Here is a 25,680-nt window from a genome sequence, read left to right as displayed (position 1 = left end):
ATCCCTGACATTTCCCCCCTATGATATTGATTCAGGTAAGAAAGCGTGATGGGGAAAGGAGCAGGAAAATGAAATTCAAGGGCGCATTACTGCTGTGTCTGCTGCTGGTGGGATGCGATAAACCCAATGATACGCAACTGGTCACCGAAACCGGACGCGAACTGCAGCGCACCATTGATACCAACCCGATGCGTATCACCTGTGAAAAGATCGCGAAGGGTCGTGAATGGCTGAGCCGCAATATGGTGCATAAGCTGGAAGCGCAGGGTTGCGATCAGGTCTTTCGCAGCGCCACCGAAACCAATTTCACGGATAGCACCATCTATCGCCGCACCATGACTATGGTGTGCGGTGGCATTCATGGTCAGAGTTTTACCGGTACCGAACTGACACGCCGGTTTATCTTCTCACCCGATGAGAAAGTGCTGGTGATTGAACCGATGACCGAAATGGATAAAACCCGCTTCGAAGGCCATAAAACGCTGCAACAGCTGCAGGATGATTTTAACCGGCAACAGCAGCAATATTGCCAGTGATCACTCCGGCACCGCCTGCTTCAGCTGTGCCAGTGAGCAGCGTAACCGCCAGATAATCCCCGCCAGTTCGCTGGCCTCGTTGCTTTCCCGCGCCAGTAATGCGGTGATGGTCTCCTCCAGCTCCGTCAGCATCCGATCCAGCGAGCTGTGGCGGACGCCTCGGCTGCTGATAATCTGCTGTAAATCTTGCAGGCAGTGATCGCGAAACCCCATCAGTGCGGCTGAACCGGTGCGCCATTCACGCAGCTGCCAGACAATATGCGAGCAGTTGAGCAGCACCACGCCCCAGCGCAGTAGCCAGACGCGTGCCTGCTCGTCCCGGCTGTGACTGAGCTGGCTGATACGGTGGTAAATCTGCGATTCGAAGCGGCTCTCGCTGAGCCGGGGCCGCTGCCGCAGCTGATCGAGAAATGCCAGCCGCAGCGCCCGGATATGCCGTCGGCTGCGCAGCGCATCGGAGCTGGGTCGCAGAATCTGGAACGCCAGCCAGGCGAGCAGCACCCCACAGACTTTGGCGATGTTATCGTTAAAGAAGTCCTGATAATCCCAGGTGGGCGGGTTAGTCACCGCGATAAACGAACCCATAAAGACGATGAACTGTCCCCACATCCCGGCGCGCTGTTTCTGCTGCAGCTTAAAGAGTTGCAGCGTCACCAGCAGTGGGAACAGAAACAGCAAAAACTGCCACAGCTGACTAATCTGCACCATCAGCCCAAACTTCATCACAAAACTAAACGCAAACAGCCACAGCAGGGTTTTCAGCAGCAGCGTGACGCTGCCGCCAGGTGAGGGTGATGAAGCGTAGAGCACACAGGCTATGGCGGTTAAGGTGAGCGCGGCGGCACCGGAAGACCATTGCGTATTGATCCAGAAGGCGCAGCCCAGCACGATAACGCAGAAAGTACGCAGGGCGCTCCAGCCCGCCTCGGCACTGTCACTGTCGCGCGCCAGCGCCGGAACCGGCGGTGGCTGAAAGCGGGTGTCGGCATCGGCGCGATCCAGCAGGCGGATCCAGCGCTGCACGTTGAGGTACATCCAGCAGAAGTAACGCAGCCGCTGACAAAAAGCGCGCTGCCGGTAGTCACCATCCGCTGCCGGGGTTACGCTGCGCAGGATTTGCGCCAGACGATATTTATCACACGCCGGTTTCGCCAGCTCCGCCAGCAGTTGTTGCAGCGCCTCAAACAGCGCCTCTGGCGCGTCGGGCCAGTTCAGCAGCATACGTCGCAGGCTGGAGAGCACGCTGGTGAGTTGCAGCTGCTGGTGCAGCACATAGTTCAGCACGTTGTTCTGTCGGCGAAAGCGGTAGTGGCTCCAGAACGCCTGAATCCGCAGCAGATTCATGGTCAGGATCTGGCTGATGACATTTTCATGCGCGGTCCGGATGGTCTCGCTGGCTGAGGGCTGCAGCAGTAACACCGCATGTTCCAGCAACCGGGCATGCATCTGTTTCAGTGAGGTAATCAGCGTCTCACCATCGGAGGTACTCGGCAGTACCATCATCATCAATCCGGCGCAGAGAATGCCGGAGATCACCTCGCAGACACGTGCCTGAGCGATGGTCCATAGCGAGGTGATATCGGTGATATTAACGCTGCTAAAGGCGATGATGGCGGCGGTGTAGCCCGCCAGCGAAAAGGCGTATGCAACGTTATTCTGGTAGTGGTTCGCTATGCCGGTGCAGAGCGCCAGCCAGCCGGCAATGGCGAAGGTAAACAGCCACGGCTCATTCAGCGTATGTCCGGCGATCAGCAGCGCAGCGCTGGCCCCCATCAGACTGCCAACGATGCGCCCCAGGCTTTTACTGATCGCGCCGCCGACGGTGGGAAAGCTAATCACGGCGGCAGAGGTCATTGCCCAGTACGGCTCATCAAGATCCAGTGCGTAGGCGATGCTCAGCGCCAGGCACATCGCAATAGCGTTGCGCAACGCATAGCGCCACTGGCCGGCGTTAGCCTTAATCCAGGGCAGTTGATCCCAGGCCAGCCACTGAAAATTCATGGCTGGATGGTGATGGTGCAGCTGGTTCCCGCCACCAGGTCTGCATCGGCAGGGAGCGGGTCGAGACGAATACGCACCGGCACCCGCTGCGCCAGCCGCACCCAGGGCACGTTGGGCTTGATATCGGGCACCAGACCGCTGTCGGTCTCAATGCTCTGGTCATAGATGGCGCGGCCAATGCTATCCACCTGACCCTGCAGCCGCATGCCATTGCTGTAGAGCACCACCTGGGCCGCTGCGCCTGGGTGAATATGGCGCAGTTTGGTCTCTTCGAAGTAGCCCATTACGTAGTAAGAGTGGCTGTCGACCAGGGCAAACAGAGGCGAACCCGCGGTGGCATAGTTGCCGGGACGCAGCGTCAGATTGGTGATCCAGCCATCCGCCGGTGCGGTCAGCGTCGTCTGCTGCAGATTCCAGCGCGCCCGTTCCCACTCCGCCTGTGCCGCTTTGGTGCTGGCGGCCGCCGCGCCGGCGCTTAATCGCGCGGCATCAAGGTCCTCTGCGGAGATGATATTGCGCGGCAGGCTGCTGCGACGGTTAAATTCATGCTGCGCTTTCGCGAGATCCGCCTGCGCTTTGCTGAGCTGGGCGGCGGCATTGTCGAGCGCGATCTGCCACGGCACCGGGTCCAGCGTTAACAGCTGCTGGCCCTGATGCACAAACTGATTGTCTCTGACCTTCAGTTGCGTAATCCGGCCCGACACCTGAGGTGTGATATCCACCAGCTCTGCCCGTACTTTCCCGTCACGGGTCCAGGGCGACTGCATGTAGTAGTTCCAGAGCCAGCCACCGGCCAGCAGCGCCAGGGCAAACACAATCAGCGTGGAGAAGTATTTTACCGCGTTAAATTTCATATCGATTATCCGTGACCGATGAGCCAGAGTGCGGCGGTAACGCACAGCACAAACAGGGAGAGATCAAACAGGGTGGGATGCCAGACATCGCCGGAGTAGATCCAGCCACGCACCAGAGGGTGGATCAGCAGCCAGAAAAAGAAGCCGAGGATCACCGCTTTGAATATCGGCGGGAAAAACAGTGAGGCACCCACCACCAGATCGGTCAGCGGATTCGCACCTGAAAAAGCAGGAGTGAGCACGTGATAACATCCTTCGTTAACCCAAACGGCAGAGTGAAAGCGCTGCCACGTTATCGTAGCCTGGTCCGGGATTTGTAATTTGTCCTGTAAACTCGCAGAATAGTGTAAAATCTGGCTTGATAGCTAGCAAGCTAATTATAAGGAGATGAAATGGATACGCCCCTCGGAACGGATTTATCTCGCCTGGTGCGCATCTGGCGCGCGTTGATTGATCAGCGGCTGAAGCCGCTTGAGCTGACTCAGACTCACTGGGTGACGTTGCACAATATTCATCAACTGCCGCCCGAACAGTCGCAGATTCAGTTAGCCAAGGCGATTGGTATTGAACAGCCTTCGCTGGTGCGCACGCTGGATCAGCTGGAAGAGAAAGGATTAATCACCCGTTCGACCTGCGCCAACGATCGTCGTGCCAAGCGCATTAAGCTGACGCAGCAGGCCGAGCCGATTATCGAACAGGTTGAGAGTGTGATTGATGAGACGCGGGATGACATTTTGTCCGGCATCAGTCGGGAAGAGATCAGTCAGATGGTGACGCTGATCGCCCGGCTTGAGAAAAACATTCTCGAACTTCAGCATAAAGAGAAATAAAAAAACCGACGCCCAGGCGTCGGTTTTTTGTTTAGCTTCATTAGCGAGGTGAAACCGTCACCTGGCTGCCGTTGGATGCCATCACAACACGCTGGCCAACAGAGTAACGCGTGGCGGCCTGTTTCTGAACCACCATGATGGTGTTGCCATCATCCTTACGGATTTCCAGCTCAACGCCATCGGTTTTATTGACTGCGCCCTGTACGCCCTGGCCTGCTACGCCACCCAGAACCGCACCACCGGCTGTCGCCAGGCTACGTCCGCTGCCGCCGCCAATGGTGTTACCCAGGAAGCCACCCAGCACCGCACCACCGATAGCACCGATGACATTGCTCTCATCGCCGCCCTGGATTTTCACCGGACGTACTGAGACTAAGGTACCGTACGAAACGCTCTGCACCTGCTTAGCTTCACTGGCACTGTAGGTATCACCCGACAGCGTACTGGTATTGCTACAACCTGCCAGCATCACACCGGCCAGAGCGACCACAATTACACGCTTAATCATTTGAAACTCCTTTAGTCGAGAAGGTGCCACGTTTACCGCTGTATCCTGCTCACAGTATAAGACACAAACCTGGCAAATTAATCCCTGTCCGAATAAAACACGGCTGGACGAAGCATAGACTATGCAGGATCAACAATAATTCAATCGTGGACTAAAAATAGTCCCATTACGTTATCAGTCAGCACGATTGGATAAAAAGAATTTAATCATAGAATTAGCGATCATTATTTGTCAGGCTAACCGCAGATGAATCGCACTTCCCGCCGGAAGTAAGGAATGGCTATGAAATCAGGACGCTATATTGGGGTAATGTCAGGCACCAGCCTGGATGGAGTGGATGTGGTGCTGGCTGCCATTGATGAAAATATGGTGGCGCAGCAGGCGAGCTACTGCCATCCGATGCCACCAGAACTGCGTCAGGCGATTCTGGCGATATGTCAGGGACAGTCCCTGACGCTGTCGCAGCTCGGCCAGCTCGATACCCGCCTCGGCCAGCTGTTTGCTGAAGCGGTAGTGACATTAATGAAGCGCGAATCGCTTGACGCCAGCGATATCACGGCGATTGGCTGTCATGGTCAGACCGTCTGGCATGAGCCACAGAGTGACGCACCCAATACGCTGCAGATAGGCGATCATAACCAGATCGTGGCGGCCACAGGCGTCACCGTGGTAGGGGATTTCCGCCGCCGTGATATGGCGCTGGGCGGGCAGGGTGCGCCGCTGGTGCCTGCCTTTCATCAGGCGCTGCTGATGGATGCCACTGAACGCCGCATGGTGCTGAATATTGGCGGCATCGCCAATCTCTCGCTGCTGATCCCGGGTCAGCCGGTGCGCGGCTTCGATACCGGCCCCGGCAATATGCTGCTGGACGCCTGGATCTGGCGTAATCAGGCTCAGCCGTATGACAAAGATGCGCAGTGGGCGCGCAGCGGGTCAGTGATTCCGGCACTGCTGGAGGCGCTGCTTCGTGAGCCCTGGTTTGCGTTGCCGCCGCCGAAAAGCACCGGGCGCGAACATTTCAACCTCAGCTGGCTGGAGCAGCATCTGCGCTATTTCCCGGGTCTGGCTGCGCAGGATGTGCAGGCAACGCTGGTCGAGCTGACCGCCATCACCATCACGCAGCAGGTGTTACTCAATGATGGCTGCGACCGTCTGCTGGTGTGTGGCGGCGGCAGCCGCAATCCGCTGCTGATGGCACGTCTGGCAGCGCATCTTCCGGGAACGGAAGTAACAATTACCGATGCGGCGGGTGTCAGTGGTGACGATATGGAGGCGCTGGCGTTTGCCTGGCTGGCTTTCCGCACGCTCTCCGGCCTGCCGGGCAATCTGCCTGCGGTGACGGGCGCACGGGAAAAAAGCGTGATTGGCGCAATCTTTCCGGCGAATTCACTCTACCGACGCTAAGCGGGGAGTCGGGGGCAATCTGCCCCCGCAGAATTACAGGCGGCCCTCAGGCGGCGCCGGAGAGATGCGTCAGGTTGCGAACGCCAGTAATCACCGAGGCAACCATGGTTTCACGTCGGGTAATCACCTCAACCTGATAAAACCGGCTGCGGTAGGCGATGGAATAGATAACGGGATGGTACTTATTACCTTCTCCGTAGCGGGAGTAGTGCGCTTCAAGCGCACGGGTCGCTGCGAGAATATGGGAGGGTTCTTTATCACCGCGGATGATTTGCTTCATTCAGTTCCTCAAATGCTGTCCCTGGAGTCACGTCGCACGCATGGCGCGTAGCGCTGGCCTAAACACTGAACATCTGACTGCTAAACATTTAATCACTGACTGGGTAATGACTGACTCTGCCGCGGGAAGATGACAGAAAGATGATCCCCCGGGGCTGTTAATTATTTAGCAGCCGCCGGGGGATCCAGCAAGGCAGGAAATCGCAAATTCATCCAAATCGCAGGGGCGGTCAGATCAGCTCCGGCCAGGCCACGGCCGCAACGCCATTGAGTTCAGGTGTTGAGAACAGAAAGCCCTGAAACTGGGTCACGCCTGCCGCTTCAAGCCACATCCACTCTTCCGGCTGTTCAATACCCTCGGCGATAACACCGATCTCCAGCGAGGAGCAGCATTTCAGAATGGCATGAATGATCGCCTGCTTCGGCCCACTTTTATGCACATCAGCGATGATGGTACGGTCGATTTTAATCTTGTCGGGCTGAATGCGCGTCAGCAGCGACAGGCCGGCAAAACCGGCACCGAAATCATCCAGCGCCAGGCTGATGCCGGCCGCCTTCAGCTGCCTGATGGCCGCTTCAAAGGCCTCAGGCTGCGAGATAATTTCATTCTCGGTGAATTCAACCATGATCTGCTCTGGCACCAGTCCCTGCGCAGCAATCTCATCCAGCAAAAACGGGACGGCGTCGGGCACTTCCACAAGCGTCATCGGCAGCAGATTGATCGACAGAGTCATGCCCTCAATCCCCAGCTGCTTCGCCTGCGCGAAGGCGATCTTTTTCGACCTCAGATCGAGCTGATAGAGCTGCTCACGTGACAGTCGGGCAAAATAGTCGAGCGGCGGTTCACCCTGCGGGCCGCGCAGCAGCGCTTCCAGCGAGACGATTTCGCAGGCGAAGGGGTCAACGATCGGCTGAAAAGCAAAGCTGACCTCATCCGCTGCCACCAGCGATGCGTTGCCTTCACGCTGTTCTGACTCGTCACGGATAAACGTCCAGCCGCTGGCAGCAGGGATCTCAAAATAGTTCTCTTTTTCCCGCGCTTCGACAAAGGTGCGCAGGAACTGCAGTGCGCGATCGGCATAGGTCATCTGATACTTTGTGGTGCACTTTGCCAGCACCGCCTCCAGTACCGTCTCTTTATCATGCAGTCGCAGATCGAACAGCTCCATACCGACGTGGCCAAAACGGCGTGCCGGGGCGTAATCGCGCAGCAGTTCAACCAGATTATGGTGGCGAGGATCCTGGCAAATCCGGCTGTAGACTGCATTGACCGCCGCCTCGGGGCCTTCCAGCAGCTGGAAAAAATGCGTGCCATTGAATAATAAAATTCCGGTGATGCTGGAGGATTTATTGATTTTATTCGCTTTCAGCGCCAAACCATTCAGGATCTCAAGCGGCACATGTTCGGTAATGTGGCTGCGATAGATGATTGTCGACAACATAAAGATTTCCGGAATTTTTTATTTTTTGTTATGGCACCTTACCAGAAGCTTCTTCCGGGGAAAACGAGGGCCAGTACGTCTTTCTCACTCTGACTCTGTTTTAGTCAACCGGCAGCGTGGTATCGCCCGTTCCCAGAGAGCGCTGCATAAAAACGGTATCCAGCCAGCGACCCTGTTTGAAACCCACCGAGCGCAGGATACCTGTCATTTCAAAGCCTGCGGCGCGATGTACGGCAATCGAGCCCTGGTTCTCGCTGTCGCCGACGTTGGCGATCAGCTGGCGGAACCCTGCCTGCTCAGCCCAGCGGATTGCATGGTTTAACAGGCGCGAACCGGCTCCGCGCTTCTGAAATCCGGGATCGATATAAATTGAGTCTTCCAGCGTATGCCGGTAGGCATGGCGCGGACGATAAGGTGTCAGATAGCAGAACCCACGTACTTCTCCGTCGCTGACGGCGATAAACCACGGCAGGCCCGCCTGCTGAATCTTCCGCATCCGCTCGCCAATCTCTGCCGCATCGGGCGGCACTGTCTCAAATGAGCCGGTGCCGTTAAGGACATGCCAGGCGTAGATCTGCTGAATCGCCGTGATGTGGCGTTCATCTGCCTCAAAAATTTCCATTATGCGGTTTTGCCCCGAAAGTCTGCACCTGGTGAAAAAACAACGGTATAGCGGGCGATGTGAGGGCGCAATATAAATATTTCGTGCTCATGAAATTTTATGAGTGCGTCGTTCGCCAGGATTATTCCTGGCAGGAAACGGATAAAAAATCACGTCGGTTTAGTGCCACTACTGAATGGTAATTAAGCCTATTCTGAAAACAGCGTCAGCCGGATGATCCGTGCCGGCGTTAAGGCTATTATCGTCGCGGTTCTGATGGGGTTGATTTATTAACTGGAGGCGCAGCGTGATGCGATTTGTTGATTTTCTGAATAGTAAGCAGGGGCTGCATGCAGCAAGAAATCACTGCTTTGAATTAAATGGTGTGGTACTGGGCCATTTTACTGCGTTATTCCTGCATGATAACCAGATTATTTTTACCAAAGATGGTAAGCAGTGTGCTGTGCCTTATTATCTGGGTCCCGAAGATGATTTGCTTCAGCAGAAAATAAATCCACGCATTAAAAATATCCGCGCGATCTGAACGGACGCCGCGATGAGTTTATCGCTTCAGCCATAACACCTGCGTAATAGTTTCTCATTAACCGGGCGATAATATTGGCGCTGTCTGGTAAATAGCATCGACGCTATTTAACCTTCCCTGTTTTCTGCCAACCCATTCGTTTACGCCTGCTTATTTACCCGACTCGCTGCTGTTCTGCGCGGGTGCAATAAACAGCAGCAGCAGGGCGCTGAACGCAAACAGCGTTAATGCCGTACTGGCTCCCAAAGAGGCGTAGAGCTGACCAAACAGCAGCGATCCCGCTACCTGGCCCACCGCCAGCATAAAGAACAGGATGCCGACGCCGGTCGCCGGATCTTCAGCAGTGGCGCGTGCGCCCCACACCAGCAGCACGCCCGATAGCGTGACGTAACCTGCGCCACAGCAGGCAACCGCGATCGCTAAGCCGGTGGATTCGCCCCGACTCCAGGCCAGCACCAGCAGTGGCACTGCCATCCCGCACAGTGAGAGCCGGTATACACCCTTCAGCCCGATACGGGCAGCGACCGGGCCGGTTGCCGCACCCACGATGCCTGCTCCTCCGGCAATCAGCCAGAGTAAGCGGGCGGTCTCCTCATCAACACCGACATGCTGTCGCAGCAGCGCTGACCCAAAGCTCCACCAGGCAGCACTGACCAGACCCGAAATCAACGCAATACTCATCAGACGATGCATGGAGCGGCGATACAGCCGCTGGTGCCAGTGACGCACTCTGGTGGGGCGACTGGCGGCGTGACCTGATAACACGCGCATCACCGGCAGTACACAGGCCAGCGACAGCAGAGCGAACAGCAGACAGGCGGCACGCCAGCCGCCGGGCAGAACGCTCAGGATGACTACCGTCAGGATAATGCCCGCGCTGGTGCCGGCATTGATCAGGGTATTGATGCGCGGCTGACCCGCAGCAGGAATTCGATCACTGACCGCCGCCGCCAGAGCAGGTGAAGCCAGACCGGCACTCAATCCGGCAATAAAGAGTCCGGCCGCCAGCAGCAGCGTTGATGAGGCACAGGCGAGCAGCAGCAGACCCGCCGTCGCACTGAGTGAGGCCAGCAGCGCCGTCAGCCGGGTGCCATAGCGATCCGCCAGCGCGGCTGCGGTAAGAATAGTGAGGCAATATGCCACAAAGCTGCAGGCTGACAGCATACCCGCCTGCTGCGGGTTGAACGGGATCTCCGCTGAGATAGCGGGCAACATCAATCCCCATGAGAAGCGCGCCATGCCATAGGTCACGGCGATCAGGCTGAAGCCGGTCAGCGCCAGCGCGATGGACGCTTTCATCCTTTAGCCCTGTTCTGAAGTAACTGACTGACGACCTGCGCCGCCTGTTGAGCAGCGGCGGGACCGGTGATCAGCGCCGTGGTAATGGCACCCTCAAAGAGTATCCAGATGGCATCACTCAGCGACTTATCTTCAGCACCGCGCAGATGCGTCACACAATGGGTGATATAAGCCCGCATCGTGGACCGGAAGGCCAGCGCCTGAGCGGCCAGTTCGCTGTTCCGCTCGGCATACTCTCCCCAGGCTTTAAGAAAGAAGCAGCCCCGGGCTCCGTTCGCCGCCGTCCACTCGCCCAGCACCCTGAACAGATGCGCTATCGCATCAGGCTGTTGCGGTGGCAGCAGATCGGCCATAAAGCGCTGCTCGCGGGCGTCGAGTACCGCTGCGGTCAGCGCTTCGCGTGAGGCGAAGTGATGATAAAGCGTACGGGTAGAGACTCCCGCTTCGCGACAGAGTTGGTCGGTGCTGGTGGCGTGGAAACCGTGGGTATAGAAGAGCCGCTCGGCGGCCTGGATGATATCGTTTCTCTTTTTCATACTTTAAAAGTAAACCGATCGTTTTACTTTTTCAAGCCGATCGCTGTTAAGTACGCCCGGCGGTATTGATAAATCCCTGATGCCAGGGGGGCTGGCGTTCCGCTTAAAGGCACGCTGTGCACCGATTTCACTCTTATTCAGCTTCAGTTTATCAATACTCATAATTACCCCTGTGGGGGTTATCTTTTTCAGCTTCTGCACTAATCATATCTGAGTAGCGTGTCACCCCTGTTTCGCGGTTTTGTTTTATAATTTATTGTTTTTAAAGTGTTATTTTTATTTTTGCTTTTTTAATAATGCATTAGCAGTATAAATGAAAGCGGGGCGACAGAGAGGGTGAAGGCGTTACAGCGCGTGGAATGCCTGAAGCGACATAAGCAATGAAAAAGGGCATATTCTCAAAGTCAGCCAGACTTACGCAATAGAGTGGTTTTAGGGATAATTCTCAGTTAGTTTAATAAAGCTTCAGATTACAAAAAAAACCTCTTACGAATTTTGGTTCGTTTTTTAAGATACATACAGCAACTATCAGGATGACTACCATGCTCAAAGCCAGCTACTATTATCTGTGCCCGCGTCCCATGGGTGGATGGATTTTACACAAAGAAGGTTGCGTTAATCTGTCAAAGAACGATAAACGCGTTTTTATTGGTTCGCTTTATACTCGCCAGCAGGCGCTGGCCGTAGCGAAAGTCCATCACGCTAATGCCATACTCTGTAATGCCTGCCTCAGCACCTTTATTTGCCCGACCAGCAGCAGCACGGCAATTAAACCGGCACGCGCGGCAACGCCAACCCGCCATACGCCAAAACATTAATTTGTATGCAGGGGGTTATTCTTCTGCTGTGGCAGAAGGATAATAAAGCGAATTAATGCTGCGGGCCGGTTAGAATAAAAAAAGGCAGCGTAAAGACGCTGCCCTGTTCTTTATTTAAGCCTGTTTAGGCTGGCCATTTGAGGCGGTAATTCCGCCATCAACCGGCAGATTAACGCCGGTAATATAACTGGCTTCATCGCTGGCAATAAAGAGAATGGCACGGGCGATATCATCCGCTTCACCGGCCCGGCGCAGTGGAATACGGTCGTAAAAGCGCTCCAGCAGCGCCTGATCCTGTTTGGCATCTTCGGTCAGATCGGTAAAGGTAAAGCCGGGACAGATTGCATTGACCCGAACGCCATCTGCGCCGTAGTCCATCGCCAGCGCACGGGTGAAGTTGGTAATCGCCCCTTTAGCCGCGTTGTAGATGCTCATGCCCCAGTCGCCGCCTAAGCCGGAAACGGAAGAGATGTTAACCACGTTGCCTTTGCTCTTTAACAGGGCAGGCATGAAATAGTGTACACCGTGGAAGACCCCATCAAGGTCAGTTTTCATCAGGGTTTTCCATGCGTCGAGGTCGACTTCATGGATGCGGCCCTGCACGATGACGCCGGCATTATTTACCAGCACGTCAACACGGCCATACTTCTTCAGCACGGTTTCTGACAGCTGTTTAACCTGTGCGGCTTCTGAGACGTCGCAGGCAGCCACCAGATGATCGCCTGGCGTCATGTCGGCCAGCGTCTCTTCCAGTTTCTGCGCGGTACGGCCCACCAGCACCACTGATGCACCCTCTTCAGCGAAGCGTTTTGCGCTGGCTTCGCCAATGCCGGATCCGGCACCTGTCACAACCACAACTTTCTGCGTAAATCTGGACATTATGCCTCCTTTTCAGCATCAATTCTCACTGTTAACAACCGGTTAAGCCTGGCAGCGATCGCCAGAAACACAAGCGCAGCGCGAAATGCGCTGCGCCAGATGACGGCTATTTAACCGGGTCAGCGGCTATGGACGTCTGAACAGGGCGAAGCTGCGTCCTTCCAGTTCGAAATCCTTCTCTTTGGTAATCACCAGACCGCGCTTCGCGGTGTCGCTGGTGGTCAGTTCCAGCACCCAGCCGCCTTCACCAAACTGCGGGATCTGGAACGGTACATTGCCTTCAAACGGATTGAACAGCATCAGGACGTCGTGCCAGATGCCTTCCTCGGTCTGGAGGTCCGGTCGGCCGATATAGACGCCCAGCGTTGAGCCTTCATCCCACTGCTCAGCCTGCTGGAAGCCGCCACCGGCGTTAAACCATTTGATATCCATGCCATCACGCCAGTTTTCACGGCGCAGTAACGGCTGCTGAGCACGTAACGTCAGGATCTGGCGGGTGAACTCGCGCAGCGCCTCGGCAGATTCCGGCAGGTTATCCCAGTGTACCCAGGAGATTTCGCTATCCTGGCAGTAGCCATTGTTGTTGCCCATCTGGCTGCGGCCAAACTCGTCGCCCGCCAGCAGCATTGGCGTACCGTGTGAGAAGATCAGCGTGGCGAGAAAATTGCGCTTCTGACGCTCGCGCACCGCGTTGATGCCTTCATCATCGGTCGGGCCTTCAACCCCGTAGTTGTACGAGCGGTTGTCGTTGTGGCCGTCGTTGTTGTCTTCGCCATTCTCCGCGTTATGTTTGTCGTTGTACGACACCAGATCGTTGAGGGTGAAGCCATCGTGCGCGGTGATAAAGTTGACGCTGGCCCATGGACGACGACCGTGCTGATCGTAGAGATCGCCGGAACCCAGCAGGCGGGCAGCAAAGTCTGTGGAGACGTTGTTGCCTTTCCAGTAGTCACGCACCGTATCACGATACTGATCGTTCCATTCTGCCCAGCCTGGCGGGAAGCTCCCCACCTGATAGCCGCCCGGACCGATATCCCAGGGTTCACCAATCAGCTTTTTCTGCGACAGGACAGGGTCCTGCATGATGGCATCGAAGAAGCCGCCGCGCGGGTCAAAACCATCAGGCTCGCGACCGAGAATCGTACCCAGGTCGAAACGGAAGCCGTCGATATGCATTGATTCTGACCAGTAACGCAGCGAATCGAGCACCATCTGCAGCACACGCGGATGCGAGGTATTGACGGTGTTACCGGTACCGGTGTCGTTGATGTAATAGCGATGCTGATCTGGCAATGTACGATAATAGGAGAAGTTATCGATGCCTTTAAACGACAGCGTTGGCCCCAGTTCATTCCCCTCGGCGGTGTGGTTGTAGACCACGTCGAGGATCACCTCAATACCGGCATCATGGAAGGCTCGCACCATGTCACGGAAGCCCTGAATGCCGCGCGGCCCAAAGTAGCGGGTGGCGGGTGCAAAGAAGTTCAGCGTGTTATATCCCCAGAAGTTTTTCAGCCCTTTATCCAGCAGGTGCTGGTCATCCGGGAACCAGTGTACCGGCAGCAGCTCGACCGAGGTAATGCCCAGGCTTTTGATGTAGTCGACGGTCGATTTGTGGCTCATGCCGTCAAAGGTGCCGCGCATTTCAGGTGGCAGGGCGGTGTTGAGCTGCGTGAAGCCCTTAACGTGAGTTTCATAGATGACGGTTTTCGGCCACGGCACATTCGGACGGTTTTTATCCTGCCAGTCGAATTCGTTGGGATCGATAACCCGGCACTTTGGCGTAAACGGCGCGCTGTCGCGGCTGTCGAAGGTCAGATCTTTATCGTCATGATAGAGATCGTAAGCGAAGTGCGCCTCGTTCCACGCTATGTCACCCGCCAGTTCACGGGCGTAGGGATCGAGCAGAAGCTTGTTCGGGTTAAAGCGATGACCATTTTCCGGGTCATAAGGGCCATAAACGCGATAGCCATAGAGCGCGCCGGGCTGCAGGCCCGGAATATAGCCGTGCCATACTTCATGGGTATATTCCGGCAGCTCCAGACGGGCAATTTCCGTTTTACCGCTGGGATCGTACAGACAGAGTTCAACCCGCTCGGCGTGGGCGCTGAACAGGGCGAAGTTCACACCCTGACCATCAAAGTTGGCCCCCAGTAAATGGCTGTATCCCGCCGTAATTTCAAAACGCTGACTGTTTGACATTTATGCCTCGTTATTCAATGAACAGATTGACGCGTAATAAAAAAAGTTCTTTCCGGAATTCACTGCGCCACCAGCACGGCACACCACTGCGATGCCAGCCCGGTAAGCGGCAACTGGTCGCCCGCAGCCACCGTTTTACCGGTCAGCACATCCTGGTAGCGACGCTGGCCCAGTGCGGTGGGCAGCGCAATGACCGTGTCAGCCCAGCGTGCAGCGGGCGGCTGGTCGAGATTCTCCGGCAGCTGGTTAAAGACCCGGCGTGACACAACCACTATCACCGCCTGATCCTGTCCGGTGCGGGCAAAGGCCAGCACATTATTCTGCTGCTCGCCCTCTGCCGACAGTGCCAGATAGTCACCGTGGCGGAACAGGGCAGGCTGCTGCTGACGCAGCGTCAGCAGCTTCACAATCGCCTGCTGATTGACCTGACCGCGCAGCCAGTGCGCCTCACTGCCGTCGTGCTGTGGCGCGTTAAGCATCGCCGCCAGCGCGTCGAAATCGGGTTCGCGGCGGTTATCGGGATCGACCAGGCTGAAGTCCAGTGCCTCGCTACCCTGATAAATATCGGGTACGCCAGGCGCCGTAAGCTTCACCACAGTCTGGGTCAGACTGTTAACCAGACCGGCACGCATAAAGGGTTGCAGCGACTGGCAGAAGTCATTGAGGAAGGTGCTGTTGGCGGGCGCAAGCAGGTGACGGGCATAGTCCAGCACTGCCTCCTCATAGGCGTCGTTGTTGTCGGCCCAGTCGGTACGCAGCTTGGCTTCACGCAGCGCTTTTTCCACATAGACCACAAAGCGCGCTTCCAGCGCCGCCAGACCTTCCGCATCCTGCGGCTGCAGGGTAGTTGGCCAGACGCCCGCCAGCGCTTCATACAGCATCCACTCCACGGCCGGTTCGGGTGCCGGACCATCTTTCAGGCGCACGACCTGATCGTGGTTCATCTCCCGCCAGCGGTTGACGCAATCCGCCCAGCGTTGCGGCGCTTCGGTAAGGGTATAGAGTCGCGCACGCGCATCTTCACCGCGCTTGGTGTCGTGTGTGGAGGTGCCCGACAGCGCATCGGGCTGATGTTCGCGTCGCGTCTGCATTTCAGCGTGAAACTGATCCAGTGAGAAGTGGCGCGCCAGCGGTTCAGCGCCGACTTCATTCAGCGCCAGCGCCATGTGCTGACGGAAGAAGAGGGTATCTTCCACCGATTTCGCCATCAGCGGTCCGGTCAGCTGCTGGAAGCGGGTGCGGAATTGCGTGGCATCGTCGCGAGCGGAGTCGGCAACCTCTGCGCGCAGAATATGGGTCAGGAAATCAAGCGCCTGACTGTCGGGCGCATGGGCGCTGGCTTTCACCTCGCTGACCACCTGTTGCAACAGCGCGGTGTCGGCTGGGGTCAGGCCCTGCGGCGTACCGTAGGTGCGATAGACCGGGAACGCCACCAGCAGTTCACGCAGCGCATTCTTCAGTTCCGCTTCCGGCTGTGGCGTACCTCCTGCGTCGGCAATCTTCAGTGCCAGCTGCAGTAACCGGTTAAATTCACCGGCAAAATTGCGGTTTGCCATCAGCAGTTTGGCGGCGCGCAGCTCCGCTTTCATATCAACGGTTTTACCGATGACGGCCTGATACGCTTTGCGCAGTCCGCTCAGCTGATCGCTGTCGACCAGCAGATTGGCGAGCGCGGCCATAAATTCATATCCGGTGGTGCCGGAAACCGGCCATGCATCGGGCAGCTGTTCATTGTCACCCAGGATTTTCTCCACGGTGAGATAGCAGTCGGGACCGGCCGCCTGGCGTAACTGTTCCAGATAGCCGTGCGGATCGGCCAGGCCATCCACGTGGTCGACGCGCAATCCCTGCACCGCACCGCTGTGAACCAGTTCCAGGATCAGCTGATGTGCGGCATCAAAAACCGTTTTGTCTTCCACGCGCACGCCTACCAGACCGGTGACTTCAAAGAAGCGACGGTAGGAGAGATCGTTGGGCGCATCGCGCCATGACATCAGCCGCCACGGCTGCTGGTCATGCAGTTCAGCAATCTCTGCCGCGTCGCGCAAGGCGAGCACCGCTTCTTCCCGATCCTGCCAGGTATCAGGTGCCAGCGGATAGAAATTGTCGAAGTAGGCCAGCGCCGGTTTGCCGGTCTGCGGATCGCGCTTCACGTTGATTTCGCCGTTGGCCAGCACCGCCTCAAAGGTGTCACCGAGGAACGGCAGCGTCAGGCGGCGTGACCAGTCGATATCGAAGTAATGCGCATAGCGGCTCTGTTCGCCATGCTCAATGACGTCGCGCCACCACGGGTTCTCCAGCGAGGCGGCCATATGGTTAGGCACGATGTCGAGGATCAGCCCCAGCCCGGCCGCTTTCAGCGCGGCAGCCATGCGATCAAATCCTTCACGGCCGCCAATCGACGGCTCGATCTGGTTAACATCGGTCACGTCGTAGCCGTGGGTCGATTCAGCGGTAGCGCTGAAGATCGGCGACGCGTAAAGATGGCTGATACCCAGCTGTTTCAGGTAGGGCACCAGCGCCGCCGCACGGTCAAACGTCATGCCATTGCGGAACTGGATGCGGTACGTTGCGGTTGGAATATTCATTCTGCTTCTCTCTTAGCCAGGCGCACCACGATAGCGTTGGGAATCAGTTCGCTGGCGGCCTGCGGCCAGGCAAACAGCGTTTCGCCGGGCAGATCGGGGATCGGCTGTGTGCTGTTACCAACGTTCAGCGCCAGTGACAGCGTGCCCTGCGGGAAGTCCCAGCGCACCGCGAGGAAACCTTCCGCCGTTTTCACCACCTGACCGGCATCGCCACCGGCGGTCTGCAGCAGCGGCACGATATGTTGCTGACGCAGGGCCAGCAGTTGACGCGTCAGCACCAGCCACTGCTGACCTTCCGGCGTTTCTGTTCGCTGCCAGTTAAGCTTCGACTGTTCAAAGGTGGTGACATCGTTGGGATCCGGCACAGTTTCGCCGTGACCGGCATGGCCTTCAAACTCTCTGGCGCGACCTTCACGCACCGCTTTGGCCAGATCGCCGTGGAAATCGGTGAAGAACAGGAACGGCCGGGTTTCGCCATACTCTTCACCCATAAACAGCAGCGGAATATGAGGCGAGACCAGTAACATCGCCAGCAGCACCTGGGTGCGCTCTGCGCCGGCCAGGCTGATGAGCCGTTCGCCCTGCGCACGGTTACCCGTCTGATCATGGTTCTGAATAAAGTCGACAAAGGCGACCGGCGGCTGGCTGCTGCTTTTCACGCCGCGTGGCTCGCCCGACTGCGGCGAGACTTCGCCCTGATAGACAAAGCCTTCTGCCAGCGCCCGTGCTACCCGCTGTTCCGGCTGGTCGGCGAAATCCTGGTAATAGGCGTGGCTTTCACCGGTTGCCAGCACATGCACGGCGTTGTGAAAGTCATCGTTCCATTCGCCGGTAAACAGCGGAGCATCCCCGTTTTCGTCACGCGGATGCAGGAAGGTGACGTTACGGCAATCTTCGGTAGTCAGATGGACAGGGCGGCCGGTAATCGTGGCGCGGATGCGCTCAGCTATTTCAATCAGCACATGCTTGTCGCTGGGATCGTCAATCTGATCGATGGCGTCAAAGCGCAGGCCATCCAGATTAAACTCCTGCAGCCAGTAGAGCGGCGCCTCCACGATATAGCGGCGCACCGCATCAACGTCATAGGCGATACCGGCACCCCACGGCGTCTGGCGCTCTTTGTGGAAGAAGTCTGGTGAGAGCAGCGGCAGATAGTTGCCCTCCGGGCCGAAGTGGTTCAGCACGATATCCAGCACTACCGACAGACCGTGGCCGTGTGCTGCGTCAATAAAGGCTTTGAAATCATCGGGTGTACCGTAGGCAGCATGCGGTGCATAGAGCAGCACGCCATCGTAGCCCCAGCCGCGATGACCGCCGAACTGCGACACTGGCAGCACTTCAATCATGGTAATGCCGGTTTCAGCCAGCATTGGCAGCTTCTCAATTGCCGCCCGGAAGGTGCCCTCAGTCGTAAAAGTGCCGATGTGCAGTTCATACACCACCGACTCCTGCCATGGACGACCCTTCCAGCTCGTGTTCTGCCACTGATAAGCGTCAGGATCGATCACCAGCGACGGACCATTGACCTCTGCTTTCTGAGCGCGGGCGGCGGGATCGGGCACCGCTGTACCATCGGCAAGCACATAATCATATTCGGCATTGGCTGCCACACCGGCGACCTGAGTTTCAAACCAGCCGTCAGCCTGCGGCGTCATCTCAATGTCTTTACCGGAGAGCCGCAGCGTCACGCGTTGCTGACCGGTTGCCCAGAGGCGGAAACGCACCTCGTCGCTGGCAACCCGTTCAGCGCCCCAACTTTTAAAAAAAGATTTGGATTCCATTCAGTTGCCTCATTTAGCCTGGAAATGCGCGATGGTGGCCACCGCACGAAAAGGATGTCGATGACGCAAGCGTCAAAAAATCTTAAAGCTATCAGCGAGACCAGGAGGCCAGGTGGGCTGGCGCGTCTCTTCAGTCAGAAAGCCGGACTGGTATTCAGCGTGGTGTGGCGGAAAACGGGTCGTGAGACCGCTTCCACGCGGCATACAGAGAGTAATCATAGACTAAGATGTTGCAATCGCAGGGCGGCGGGGGGTGGCGAGGCATTAATTTGCGTTAATTGCTGTGAATCTGCATCCGACGGGGCGAAAGCAGGATCCAGGCGCAGAAAAGCCTGCCGGATGGCGCCGATTCGCTATAAGCTTATGCGCGATGGCGCAGGTCGCTCCGGATGACCTGCGGCGCTGAACACTTCAGAAGGATGTTACGTGAGGAAAAGAGTTCTGTTAGCCGCGTTGTTGCTGCTGGTCTCCGCCTGTTCTAACCGGGTCGGACACAGGCTGGACAGCAGTAATCTGCAGCAAATTCATGCCGGTCAGACGACCAAAGCCCAGCTGATCGCGCTGTTTGGTCAGCCTGACAGTGAAACGCCTTACCCGGACGGGCAGCGGTTGCTGAAGTGGAACTACAGCGAGGCGCGCACCCTGAACACCACCGAAGGGCAGACGCTGACCGTGCAGATGAAAAATGACAAAGTGCTGAACTATGCGCTGAGTAAAAGTTAATGCGCTGAGCAAACGTGAATCACGACGGCGGCAGATCGCCACCGCGCATTCTGGTTACTGCCCGCCGCTCTGCTGTGCATCCCGACTGTCGGGGCGCGGCTGAGCCAGACGGGCAAAATCGGATCCTGCCGGATGCTGATAAATCTGCAGCTCAAAGTGGCGGGCCATCGCGTAGATATACTCAAAGATCGCTGCCTGAGTATTTTCATAATCGGCCCAGAAAATAGAGGAGGTGAAGCAGTAGATCTCCACCGGCAATCCATCCGGCGACGGTTTCAGCGGTCGCACCACGATATACATCTCTTTTTGAATGTCGTCACGCTGCGCCAGCCAGGCGGTCAGGTATTTACGGAACACCATCAGATTGGTGATACCGTTCTCCATAAACCAGCGGTCGCCCACGGCATTGATATCACGCCCATCCAGCAGCTCAGTAATCGATTCGCCAGCGAGACGGATCTGGCTCATCGCCTGCAGCATCTCCTGATTCACAAAGGTGATCGACTTCTGATCAAGATAAAAGCTGCGCATGATGCGGCGTGCGCCCGAGGAGAACATCGCCTGCCAGTTGGTGTAGGTCTCGGTCAGGAAGTTCTTGGTCGGGATGCGCGAAATGGTGTTGTCCCAGTTGCGGATGGTGATGGTATGCAGAGCAATATCGATCACTTCACCACTGATATTTCTGTCCGGCATCTCAATCCAGTCGCCCAGTTGCAGCACATCGTTAGAGGAGAGCTGAATATTCGCCACCAGCGACAGCAGCGTATGCTGGAAGATCAGCATCAGCACCGCGGCGACCGCACCCAGCGAGGAGATGATAATCGCCGGTGACTTGTTAGACATAATCGCCAGAATCATGATCGCGGCGATAATATGCACCAGAATTTTGCCGATCTGGATATAGCCTTTGATCGAGTGATTCTTGCGTTTTGATTTGCGCGAATAGGAGTTGTTAACAATCTCCAGCACTTCGTTGAAGAAGATCGACAGATAGACAAAAAACAGGATGCCGCAGATGGTCTGAATCGCCACTTTCAGATTTTCAGGCAGGCCCGGCATAAACTGCAGGAAATTGTAGACCACAATCACCGGCACAAAATTTGACAGCTTCTGAGAGAGGCGGACATCTTTATCCAGCGGCACGCCCTTTTTGTGGCTGCTGAAAAAGACCTTCCTGATCACTTTGACGATGAAAAATTTGCAGATCAGGTGAGTGACCATCCCGGCCATAATCAGCAGCAACAGGCTGAAGCTGATCGAAAGTACCCTGTTTCCCTCAATAAAACTCATCAGACTCTGAATGTAATGCATGATAACCACGTGCAAAAAAGATAAGGGGCGAATTCAACCACAGCACGGGGACGGTTGTTAAGCGCCGAATGCGTTCAGGCTGAGCCGCACCGCTTTTTTTGCGTAACGGCGCGCTGGCAGCACCTCCATCCTGCGGATTGTTACCTTATCTGGTGCAACACTCAGATAAACGCCGCGCTGGCCGATAACAGCTTTATCTCCTCTGATATGAGCCTGCGGACATGCTTAAAAATCTTAAAATCACTCACGGTATCGCTGCTGTTCTGGTGGTCTTTGTGGCGTTACTGACCCTGACCGGATTTCTGTTCTACAACGGCGTCTCAAAAGCCGATAAAAACTTCGTGGCGGCAGAGCAGCTTACGCTGCAGCAGCAGCACCTGAGTGACGCGGTAAAAACCCTGATCAAAACCCGCGTCACCATCAACCGTGTGGCAATCCGTTTCCTGAAAAATCAGCAGGATCCAAAATCACTGGCAGCTATGGCTGCGCTGCTGGAGCAGGCTGGAAAGTCTGCTGCTGCTGCCGATGCGGACTTCAAAGCCTGGCAGGCGCTGCCGCGCAAAGAGGGCCAGGGTGAAGCCCAGGCGACGCAGGTGCAGACCGCCTACCAGCAGATGCGTGACACCATGCTGGCCTCCATTACCTTTCTGAAGCAGGGCAACTACGCGGGCTACGGCAACCTTGAAGCACAGGCGGCGCAGGACCAGCTCGACAGTGCCTATGAGGCCTGGCGTGCAGTGAACATCCAGCTGATGAAAGCGTCCTCGGAGCATAACCAGCGTAGCCTGACGGATGCGCTCTGGGCGCTGCTGACTATTGGCCTGATCACCGGCGTGATTGGGGTCGCGGTCTGGATTGGTCTGCAGAAATTGCTGATTGGCCCACTGGGCAGGCTGACCGGCCATATGCGCGCCATTTCAGGCGGTGATCTGACCTCCGATATTCAGCATGAAGGCCGCAATGAGATGGGCCTGCTGATTCAGGAACTGCAACAGATGCGCGATGCGCTGGTGGTGACCATTACCTCGGTCGATGACGCCACCCGCTCTATCTTTACCGGTGCAGCGGAAATCTCTGCGGGCAGCACCGATCTCTCTTCCCGTACCGAACAGCAGGCTGCCGCGCTGGAACAGACCGCAGCCAGTATGGAGCAGCTCACCTCAACGGTGAAACTCAACGCAGATAATGCGCAACAGGCGACCACGGTAGCGAAAGAGGCTTCAGCCACGGCCCTGCAGGGTGGTGAGACTGTCGCCCGGGTCATCGCCAACATGGATCAGATCAGCGAAAGCTCGAATCAGATCGCCGGTATCATCGCCATTATCGACAGTATCGCCTTCCAGACCAATATTCTGGCGCTGAACGCCGCTGTTGAAGCCGCGCGTGCCGGTGAACAGGGTCGTGGATTTGCAGTGGTAGCGGGTGAAGTGCGCTCGCTGGCCGGACGCAGCGCCAGCGCTGCCCAGGAGATCCGGGGACTGATTGACCGCTCAGCTGAGCGAATTAAAACCGGTGCCGGTCATGCTTCTCAGGCGGGTGTCGCGATGGAGAGCATCGTGACGTCGGTGAGCCGTGTCACGCAGCTAATCGAAGAGATCGCGGCCTCCTCGACTGAACAGACCCGTGGCATTGAGCAGGTCTGCAAAGCGGTCTCGGAAATGGATGGTGTGACGCAGCAGAACGCCGCGCTGGTGGAGGAGTCCGCGACTGCCGCCGCCTCACTGGAAGAGCAGGCGAGCTACCTGCGTAAAACGGTATCGGTATTCAAAACCGGCACTCTGCAGGTGGCGTTCTCTGCTGCGCCGGTGGCGAAAGCCCTTGCCGTGCCAAAACTTCAGCCTGCCCGCCTGGCGGACAACGATAACTGGCAGACCTTCTGATAAAAAAAACCGCCCCAAGGGCGGTTTTTTATTTTGTGACGCGGCATGCGGCATCGTGCCGCTGACATCAGGCCGGGACGGACTGTGCCTTCTGGCTGCGCGACCAGACGCGGTGCGCTTTCATCGCCTGAGTGAACTCAGACATCAGCGCGCTCTCCGCCGAGTCGCCCTGCACAATCCCTTCTTCCTGATCCGCATCTTCCAGACCGAACTGCGCTTTAAAGCGGCGCGCTTCGCCCACCAGACCAATCACCTTGAGGTGCTTGTAGGCTTCCAGCAGGAAGTAACGGGCATCGCCGCTCAGCAGCAGGGCATCGATATTGCCATCCGGCACCATCACCGCATCAAAGGTCAGAGAGGGCAGACCGGCGAACGTCGCATCGACCGGCAGCACTGAACCGTCATCGGCGCGCACCTGGCCCATATGCGGAGCCAGCAGTTTGGCGTGAACACCCACTGCTTTCAGCGCCTGCAAAATCGCCAGCACATCAGCCGCCTTCACACCATCGCTGAGCAGCAGTGCGACCTGACGACCTTTAATCTCGCCATCCGGAATGGCGTAGAGGCTCAGGCTGTCATCTTTGGTCAGGCCATTCACCGGCGCAGGCGGCTGAATGTTGAGCTGCTCATCCGTCAGAGCGAGTCCCAGGTTATCCGCCACGCCCTGCGCCAGTTTCGTATCAATGCGTGCCAGATGATCCACCACACGCTCACGGATATAAGCACGCGCCACTTTACTCAGTTCAAACGAGTAGGCACCAATGATGTGCTGCTGCTCGACTTCAGTCTGGCTCAGCCAGAACAGGCGCGGCTGCGCATAATACTCACCAAATGAGGGGCTGCGCTCGCGCACTTTATGGCCCTCAATCCGCTCCTGATAGCTCTCGAAGCCGCCACCTTCTGCAGCAGGTGGAGTTTCACGCGGCCAGTTATCGTTGATCGAGTTCGGCTCGTAGTTCGCCGGATTGGTGTCGATATCCTGACGATGCATGCCCTGACGCTGGAAGTTATGGTACGGGCAGGTCGGACGGTTGATCGGGATCTCATGGAAGTTCGGTCCGCCCAGACGACTGATTTGCGTATCGGTATAGGAGAACAGACGACCCTGCAGCAGCGGATCGTTGGAGAAATCGAGGCCCGGCACGATATGGCCTGGGTGGAACGCGACCTGCTCGGTTTCAGCAAAGAAGTTGTCCGGGTTACGGTTAAGTACCATCTTGCCGACAATCTCAACCGGCACCAGCGCTTCCGGGATCAGCTTGGTGGCATCCAGAATATCGAAGTCAAATTTGAACTCATCCTCTTCCGGGATCAGCTGCAGGCCCAGTTCATATTCCGGGAAATCACCCGCTTCAATGGCTTCCCACAGATCGCGGCGATGGAAATCGGGATCGCGACCGGTCAGTTTCTGTGACTCGTCCCACAGCAGAGACGCTTTACCGGCCACCGGCTTCCAGTGGAAACGGACAAAGGTCGCTTTACCTTCTGCGTTAATCAGGCGGAAGGTGTGAATACCAAAGCCTTCCATGGTGCGATAGCTGCGCGGAATACCCCGGTCAGACATCGCCCAGATAACGTTGTGCATGGTTTCCGGCTGCAGAGAGACGTAATCCCAGAAGGTGTCATGGGCGCTCTGGCCCTGCGGGATTTCGTTATGCGGTTCCGGCTTAACGGCATGCACAAAGTCAGGGAATTTATGCGCATCCTGAATAAAGAACACCGGCGTGTTGTTGCCCACCAGGTCAAAGACACCCTCTTCGGTGTAGAACTTGGCGGCGAAACCGCGAATGTCACGCACGGTATCAGCCGATCCGGCACCGCCCTGAACCGTGGAGAAACGCACGAAAACCGGCGTAGTCTGCTCGGGATCGCTGAGGAACTGCGCTTTGGTCAGATCTTTCAGGGAGCGGTAAGGCTGAAAATAGCCGTGTGCGGCAGAGCCACGGGCGTGAACGATACGTTCCGGGATACGCTCATGGTCAAAGTGCGTGATTTTCTCACGCATAATAAAGTCTTCCAGCAGCGTCGGACCGCGCGAACCGGCACGCAGTGAGTTTTGATCGTTGGCGATGCGTGTGCCCTGGTTGGTGGTGAGGGCGCGGTCGGTGCCGTTTTTGCGGCTGGCTTCAAGCTGGTCAAGTTTGGCGTTGTGCGTCTGAGGCGCTTTCAGGCTGCCGGGGGCGGTGGGTTGCTTACCTGGCGGGGTCGGTTCGGCTGGGGGCTGATGCGAACCATCCTTCGGTGCCAGTGAACCCAGGCCCGGCTCTGAGGATTCCGGACCGGTGGTGGGGGCGCGCTCGCTCAGGGGTTTCTTCTCTGTTTCTTTCGACATTAATCCATGCTCCAGCGGTTATTTTACTTTCGACGACACTAAATATAGAACAACCTGAACAATACTGAGGTTAAACCGGGCATTTAACTGCGACGACTGTGCCTTTTTTGTCCGCCTGAAATGCGCACTTATCTCTTAATGCAGATTACCGTTTCGCTTATTAATGCCTTGTGCCGTCTGGCTTAACGTCGTATCAGCCCGCGCCTGCTATATGGATAATGTGCTTTCAGAGGATGCAGAATCTGCCGCCGCAGGAGGCGGTCATGGCCTCATGCAGGGCGTTAAACGATTAATAAAATTAATGCTGGCGTTTGCTGCTTTTGGTTGAGATT

Annotated in this window: 23 protein-coding genes; 7 read left to right on the top strand and 16 right to left on the bottom strand. The window is 56.7% G+C overall.

Annotated features, from left to right (window positions below; all coding sequences use genetic code 11):
- Positions 1-68: 68 nt before the first annotated feature.
- Positions 69-536 carry a hypothetical protein gene (locus tag EPG66_RS03080; protein WP_031590459.1) on the top strand — a complete coding sequence of 156 codons (468 nt, stop codon included), beginning with the start codon at positions 69-71 and terminating at the stop codon, positions 534-536.
- Here EPG66_RS03080 and EPG66_RS03075 read toward each other — a convergent pair whose 3' ends face one another.
- From EPG66_RS03075 to EPG66_RS03065, 3 genes are read right to left on the bottom strand one after another with little or no spacing between them, the layout of a single operon-like run.
- Positions 537-2,537 (bottom strand): FUSC family protein, encoded by a 2,001-nt coding sequence (locus EPG66_RS03075; protein ID WP_182685938.1) that lies wholly within the window; start codon positions 2,535-2,537, stop codon positions 537-539.
- Positions 2,534-3,391 carry an efflux RND transporter periplasmic adaptor subunit gene (locus EPG66_RS03070; protein WP_010670044.1) on the bottom strand — a complete coding sequence of 286 codons (858 nt, stop codon included), beginning with the start codon at positions 3,389-3,391 and terminating at the stop codon, positions 2,534-2,536. Before EPG66_RS03070 ends, EPG66_RS03075 begins: the two co-directional genes overlap by 4 nt.
- Positions 3,392-3,396: 5 nt before the next feature.
- Positions 3,397-3,633 (bottom strand): DUF1656 domain-containing protein, encoded by a 237-nt coding sequence (locus EPG66_RS03065; RefSeq protein ID WP_010245554.1) that lies wholly within the window; start codon positions 3,631-3,633, stop codon positions 3,397-3,399.
- Between the two features lie 150 nt (positions 3,634-3,783).
- On the opposite strand from EPG66_RS03065, the gene slyA reads away from it, so the two are divergent.
- Positions 3,784-4,221, top strand: coding sequence for a transcriptional regulator SlyA (gene slyA, locus EPG66_RS03060; protein WP_010245551.1), 438 nt, complete (start codon positions 3,784-3,786; stop codon positions 4,219-4,221).
- A gap of 40 nt (positions 4,222-4,261) precedes the next feature.
- Here slyA and slyB read toward each other — a convergent pair whose 3' ends face one another.
- A complete protein-coding gene (gene slyB, locus EPG66_RS03055; protein WP_010245548.1) occupies positions 4,262-4,729 on the bottom strand; it encodes an outer membrane lipoprotein SlyB in 468 nt (155 codons plus the stop codon).
- 282 nt (positions 4,730-5,011) lie between these two features.
- On the opposite strand from slyB, the gene anmK reads away from it, so the two are divergent.
- Complete coding sequence (gene anmK, locus EPG66_RS03050; protein ID WP_115758997.1) at positions 5,012-6,133, top strand: anhydro-N-acetylmuramic acid kinase; 1,122 nt, start codon at positions 5,012-5,014, stop codon at positions 6,131-6,133.
- Positions 6,134-6,179: 46 nt separating this feature from the next.
- Here anmK and EPG66_RS03045 read toward each other — a convergent pair whose 3' ends face one another.
- The 3 genes from EPG66_RS03045 to EPG66_RS03035 all read right to left on the bottom strand — a co-directional run bounded on the left by EPG66_RS03045 (position 6,180) and on the right by EPG66_RS03035 (position 8,476).
- The gene (locus EPG66_RS03045; protein ID WP_010245542.1) at positions 6,180-6,413 is read right to left on the bottom strand and encodes a DUF4060 family protein; all 234 of its coding nucleotides are present in this window, start codon (positions 6,411-6,413) and stop codon (positions 6,180-6,182) included.
- Positions 6,414-6,642: 229 nt separating this feature from the next.
- Positions 6,643-7,854, bottom strand: coding sequence for a diguanylate phosphodiesterase (locus tag EPG66_RS03040; protein ID WP_182685936.1), 1,212 nt, complete (start codon positions 7,852-7,854; stop codon positions 6,643-6,645).
- Between the two features lie 100 nt (positions 7,855-7,954).
- Positions 7,955-8,476 (bottom strand): GNAT family N-acetyltransferase, encoded by a 522-nt coding sequence (locus EPG66_RS03035; RefSeq protein WP_031591514.1) that lies wholly within the window; start codon positions 8,474-8,476, stop codon positions 7,955-7,957.
- A 289-nt stretch (positions 8,477-8,765) separates the two neighbouring features.
- Between EPG66_RS03035 and EPG66_RS03030 the strand changes: the two genes are divergently transcribed.
- The gene (locus EPG66_RS03030) at positions 8,766-8,999 is read left to right on the top strand and encodes a hypothetical protein (RefSeq protein WP_182686035.1); all 234 of its coding nucleotides are present in this window, start codon (positions 8,766-8,768) and stop codon (positions 8,997-8,999) included.
- A 150-nt stretch (positions 9,000-9,149) separates the two neighbouring features.
- Here the strand turns inward: EPG66_RS03030 and EPG66_RS03025 are convergent, their stop codons facing one another.
- Genes EPG66_RS03025 through EPG66_RS03015 form a run of 3 tightly spaced genes read right to left on the bottom strand, consistent with a single transcriptional unit; the run spans position 9,150 to position 10,996 of the window.
- Positions 9,150-10,298: an MFS transporter gene (locus tag EPG66_RS03025; RefSeq protein WP_182685934.1), complete on the bottom strand. Its 1,149-nt coding sequence runs from the start codon at positions 10,296-10,298 to the stop codon at positions 9,150-9,152.
- Positions 10,295-10,834, bottom strand: a complete 540-nt coding sequence (locus EPG66_RS03020; protein WP_069026174.1) for a TetR/AcrR family transcriptional regulator — start codon at positions 10,832-10,834, stop codon at positions 10,295-10,297. The genes EPG66_RS03025 and EPG66_RS03020 overlap by 4 nt, the downstream gene beginning before the upstream one ends.
- A gap of 3 nt (positions 10,835-10,837) precedes the next feature.
- The gene (locus tag EPG66_RS03015; protein WP_155763541.1) at positions 10,838-10,996 is read right to left on the bottom strand and encodes a hypothetical protein; all 159 of its coding nucleotides are present in this window, start codon (positions 10,994-10,996) and stop codon (positions 10,838-10,840) included.
- 380 nt (positions 10,997-11,376) lie between these two features.
- Between EPG66_RS03015 and EPG66_RS03010 the strand changes: the two genes are divergently transcribed.
- Positions 11,377-11,652 (top strand): hypothetical protein, encoded by a 276-nt coding sequence (locus EPG66_RS03010; protein ID WP_010670051.1) that lies wholly within the window; start codon positions 11,377-11,379, stop codon positions 11,650-11,652.
- Between the two features lie 114 nt (positions 11,653-11,766).
- Here EPG66_RS03010 and budC read toward each other — a convergent pair whose 3' ends face one another.
- The 4 genes from budC to treZ form a co-directional block, all read right to left on the bottom strand.
- Positions 11,767-12,531, bottom strand: a complete 765-nt coding sequence (gene budC, locus EPG66_RS03005) for a meso-2,3-butanediol dehydrogenase (RefSeq protein WP_010245522.1) — start codon at positions 12,529-12,531, stop codon at positions 11,767-11,769.
- A gap of 126 nt (positions 12,532-12,657) precedes the next feature.
- Positions 12,658-14,733, bottom strand: coding sequence for a glycogen debranching protein GlgX (gene glgX / locus EPG66_RS03000; protein ID WP_010245519.1), 2,076 nt, complete (start codon positions 14,731-14,733; stop codon positions 12,658-12,660).
- A 59-nt stretch (positions 14,734-14,792) separates the two neighbouring features.
- Positions 14,793-17,321 (bottom strand): malto-oligosyltrehalose synthase, encoded by a 2,529-nt coding sequence (gene treY / locus EPG66_RS02995; RefSeq protein ID WP_182685932.1) that lies wholly within the window; start codon positions 17,319-17,321, stop codon positions 14,793-14,795.
- Positions 17,318-19,102, bottom strand: coding sequence for a malto-oligosyltrehalose trehalohydrolase (treZ, locus tag EPG66_RS02990; RefSeq protein WP_182685930.1), 1,785 nt, complete (start codon positions 19,100-19,102; stop codon positions 17,318-17,320). Before treZ ends, treY begins: the two co-directional genes overlap by 4 nt.
- A 426-nt stretch (positions 19,103-19,528) precedes the next feature.
- On the opposite strand from treZ, the gene EPG66_RS02985 reads away from it, so the two are divergent.
- The gene (locus EPG66_RS02985) at positions 19,529-19,825 is read left to right on the top strand and encodes a hypothetical protein (RefSeq protein WP_029519545.1); all 297 of its coding nucleotides are present in this window, start codon (positions 19,529-19,531) and stop codon (positions 19,823-19,825) included.
- A gap of 54 nt (positions 19,826-19,879) precedes the next feature.
- Here EPG66_RS02985 and EPG66_RS02980 read toward each other — a convergent pair whose 3' ends face one another.
- The gene (locus EPG66_RS02980) at positions 19,880-21,136 is read right to left on the bottom strand and encodes a mechanosensitive ion channel family protein (RefSeq protein ID WP_010245507.1); all 1,257 of its coding nucleotides are present in this window, start codon (positions 21,134-21,136) and stop codon (positions 19,880-19,882) included.
- 221 nt (positions 21,137-21,357) lie between these two features.
- On the opposite strand from EPG66_RS02980, the gene EPG66_RS02975 reads away from it, so the two are divergent.
- Entirely contained in the window at positions 21,358-23,016 is a 1,659-nt protein-coding gene (locus EPG66_RS02975) for a methyl-accepting chemotaxis protein (RefSeq protein ID WP_039391858.1), read from the top strand.
- A gap of 67 nt (positions 23,017-23,083) precedes the next feature.
- Here EPG66_RS02975 and katE read toward each other — a convergent pair whose 3' ends face one another.
- Positions 23,084-25,348 (bottom strand): catalase HPII, encoded by a 2,265-nt coding sequence (katE, locus tag EPG66_RS02970; RefSeq protein ID WP_010245500.1) that lies wholly within the window; start codon positions 25,346-25,348, stop codon positions 23,084-23,086.
- Positions 25,349-25,680: the final 332 nt, after the last annotated feature.

The organism is Pantoea pleuroti (genome assembly GCF_014156615.1).
GTDB lineage: Bacteria > Pseudomonadota > Gammaproteobacteria > Enterobacterales > Enterobacteriaceae > Pantoea > Pantoea agglomerans.
This window is presented reverse-complemented; position numbering and strand designations above follow the sequence as displayed.

Excerpts from the sequence above, each read along its gene's own strand:
- EPG66_RS03080 (WP_031590459.1), top strand. The coding sequence starts at position 69 with ATGAAATTCAAGGGCGCATTACTGCTGTGTCTGCTGCTGGTGGGATGC.
- EPG66_RS03075 (WP_182685938.1), bottom strand. The coding sequence starts at position 2,537 with ATGAATTTTCAGTGGCTGGCCTGGGATCAACTGCCCTGGATTAAGGCT.
- EPG66_RS03070 (WP_010670044.1), bottom strand. The coding sequence starts at position 3,391 with ATGAAATTTAACGCGGTAAAATACTTCTCCACGCTGATTGTGTTTGCC.
- slyA (WP_010245551.1), top strand. The coding sequence starts at position 3,784 with ATGGATACGCCCCTCGGAACGGATTTATCTCGCCTGGTGCGCATCTGG.
- slyB (WP_010245548.1), bottom strand. The coding sequence starts at position 4,729 with ATGATTAAGCGTGTAATTGTGGTCGCTCTGGCCGGTGTGATGCTGGCA.
- anmK (WP_115758997.1), top strand. The coding sequence starts at position 5,012 with ATGAAATCAGGACGCTATATTGGGGTAATGTCAGGCACCAGCCTGGAT.
- EPG66_RS03045 (WP_010245542.1), bottom strand. The coding sequence starts at position 6,413 with ATGAAGCAAATCATCCGCGGTGATAAAGAACCCTCCCATATTCTCGCA.
- EPG66_RS03040 (WP_182685936.1), bottom strand. The coding sequence starts at position 7,854 with ATGTTGTCGACAATCATCTATCGCAGCCACATTACCGAACATGTGCCG.
- EPG66_RS03035 (WP_031591514.1), bottom strand. The coding sequence starts at position 8,476 with ATGGAAATTTTTGAGGCAGATGAACGCCACATCACGGCGATTCAGCAG.
- EPG66_RS03030 (WP_182686035.1), top strand. The coding sequence starts at position 8,766 with ATGCGATTTGTTGATTTTCTGAATAGTAAGCAGGGGCTGCATGCAGCA.
- EPG66_RS03025 (WP_182685934.1), bottom strand. The coding sequence starts at position 10,298 with ATGAAAGCGTCCATCGCGCTGGCGCTGACCGGCTTCAGCCTGATCGCC.
- EPG66_RS03020 (WP_069026174.1), bottom strand. The coding sequence starts at position 10,834 with ATGAAAAAGAGAAACGATATCATCCAGGCCGCCGAGCGGCTCTTCTAT.
- EPG66_RS03015 (WP_155763541.1), bottom strand. The coding sequence starts at position 10,996 with ATGAGTATTGATAAACTGAAGCTGAATAAGAGTGAAATCGGTGCACAG.
- EPG66_RS03010 (WP_010670051.1), top strand. The coding sequence starts at position 11,377 with ATGCTCAAAGCCAGCTACTATTATCTGTGCCCGCGTCCCATGGGTGGA.
- budC (WP_010245522.1), bottom strand. The coding sequence starts at position 12,531 with ATGTCCAGATTTACGCAGAAAGTTGTGGTTGTGACAGGTGCCGGATCC.
- glgX (WP_010245519.1), bottom strand. The coding sequence starts at position 14,733 with ATGTCAAACAGTCAGCGTTTTGAAATTACGGCGGGATACAGCCATTTA.
- treY (WP_182685932.1), bottom strand. The coding sequence starts at position 17,321 with ATGAATATTCCAACCGCAACGTACCGCATCCAGTTCCGCAATGGCATG.
- treZ (WP_182685930.1), bottom strand. The coding sequence starts at position 19,102 with ATGGAATCCAAATCTTTTTTTAAAAGTTGGGGCGCTGAACGGGTTGCC.
- EPG66_RS02980 (WP_010245507.1), bottom strand. The coding sequence starts at position 21,136 with ATGCATTACATTCAGAGTCTGATGAGTTTTATTGAGGGAAACAGGGTA.
- EPG66_RS02975 (WP_039391858.1), top strand. The coding sequence starts at position 21,358 with ATGCTTAAAAATCTTAAAATCACTCACGGTATCGCTGCTGTTCTGGTG.
- katE (WP_010245500.1), bottom strand. The coding sequence starts at position 25,348 with ATGTCGAAAGAAACAGAGAAGAAACCCCTGAGCGAGCGCGCCCCCACC.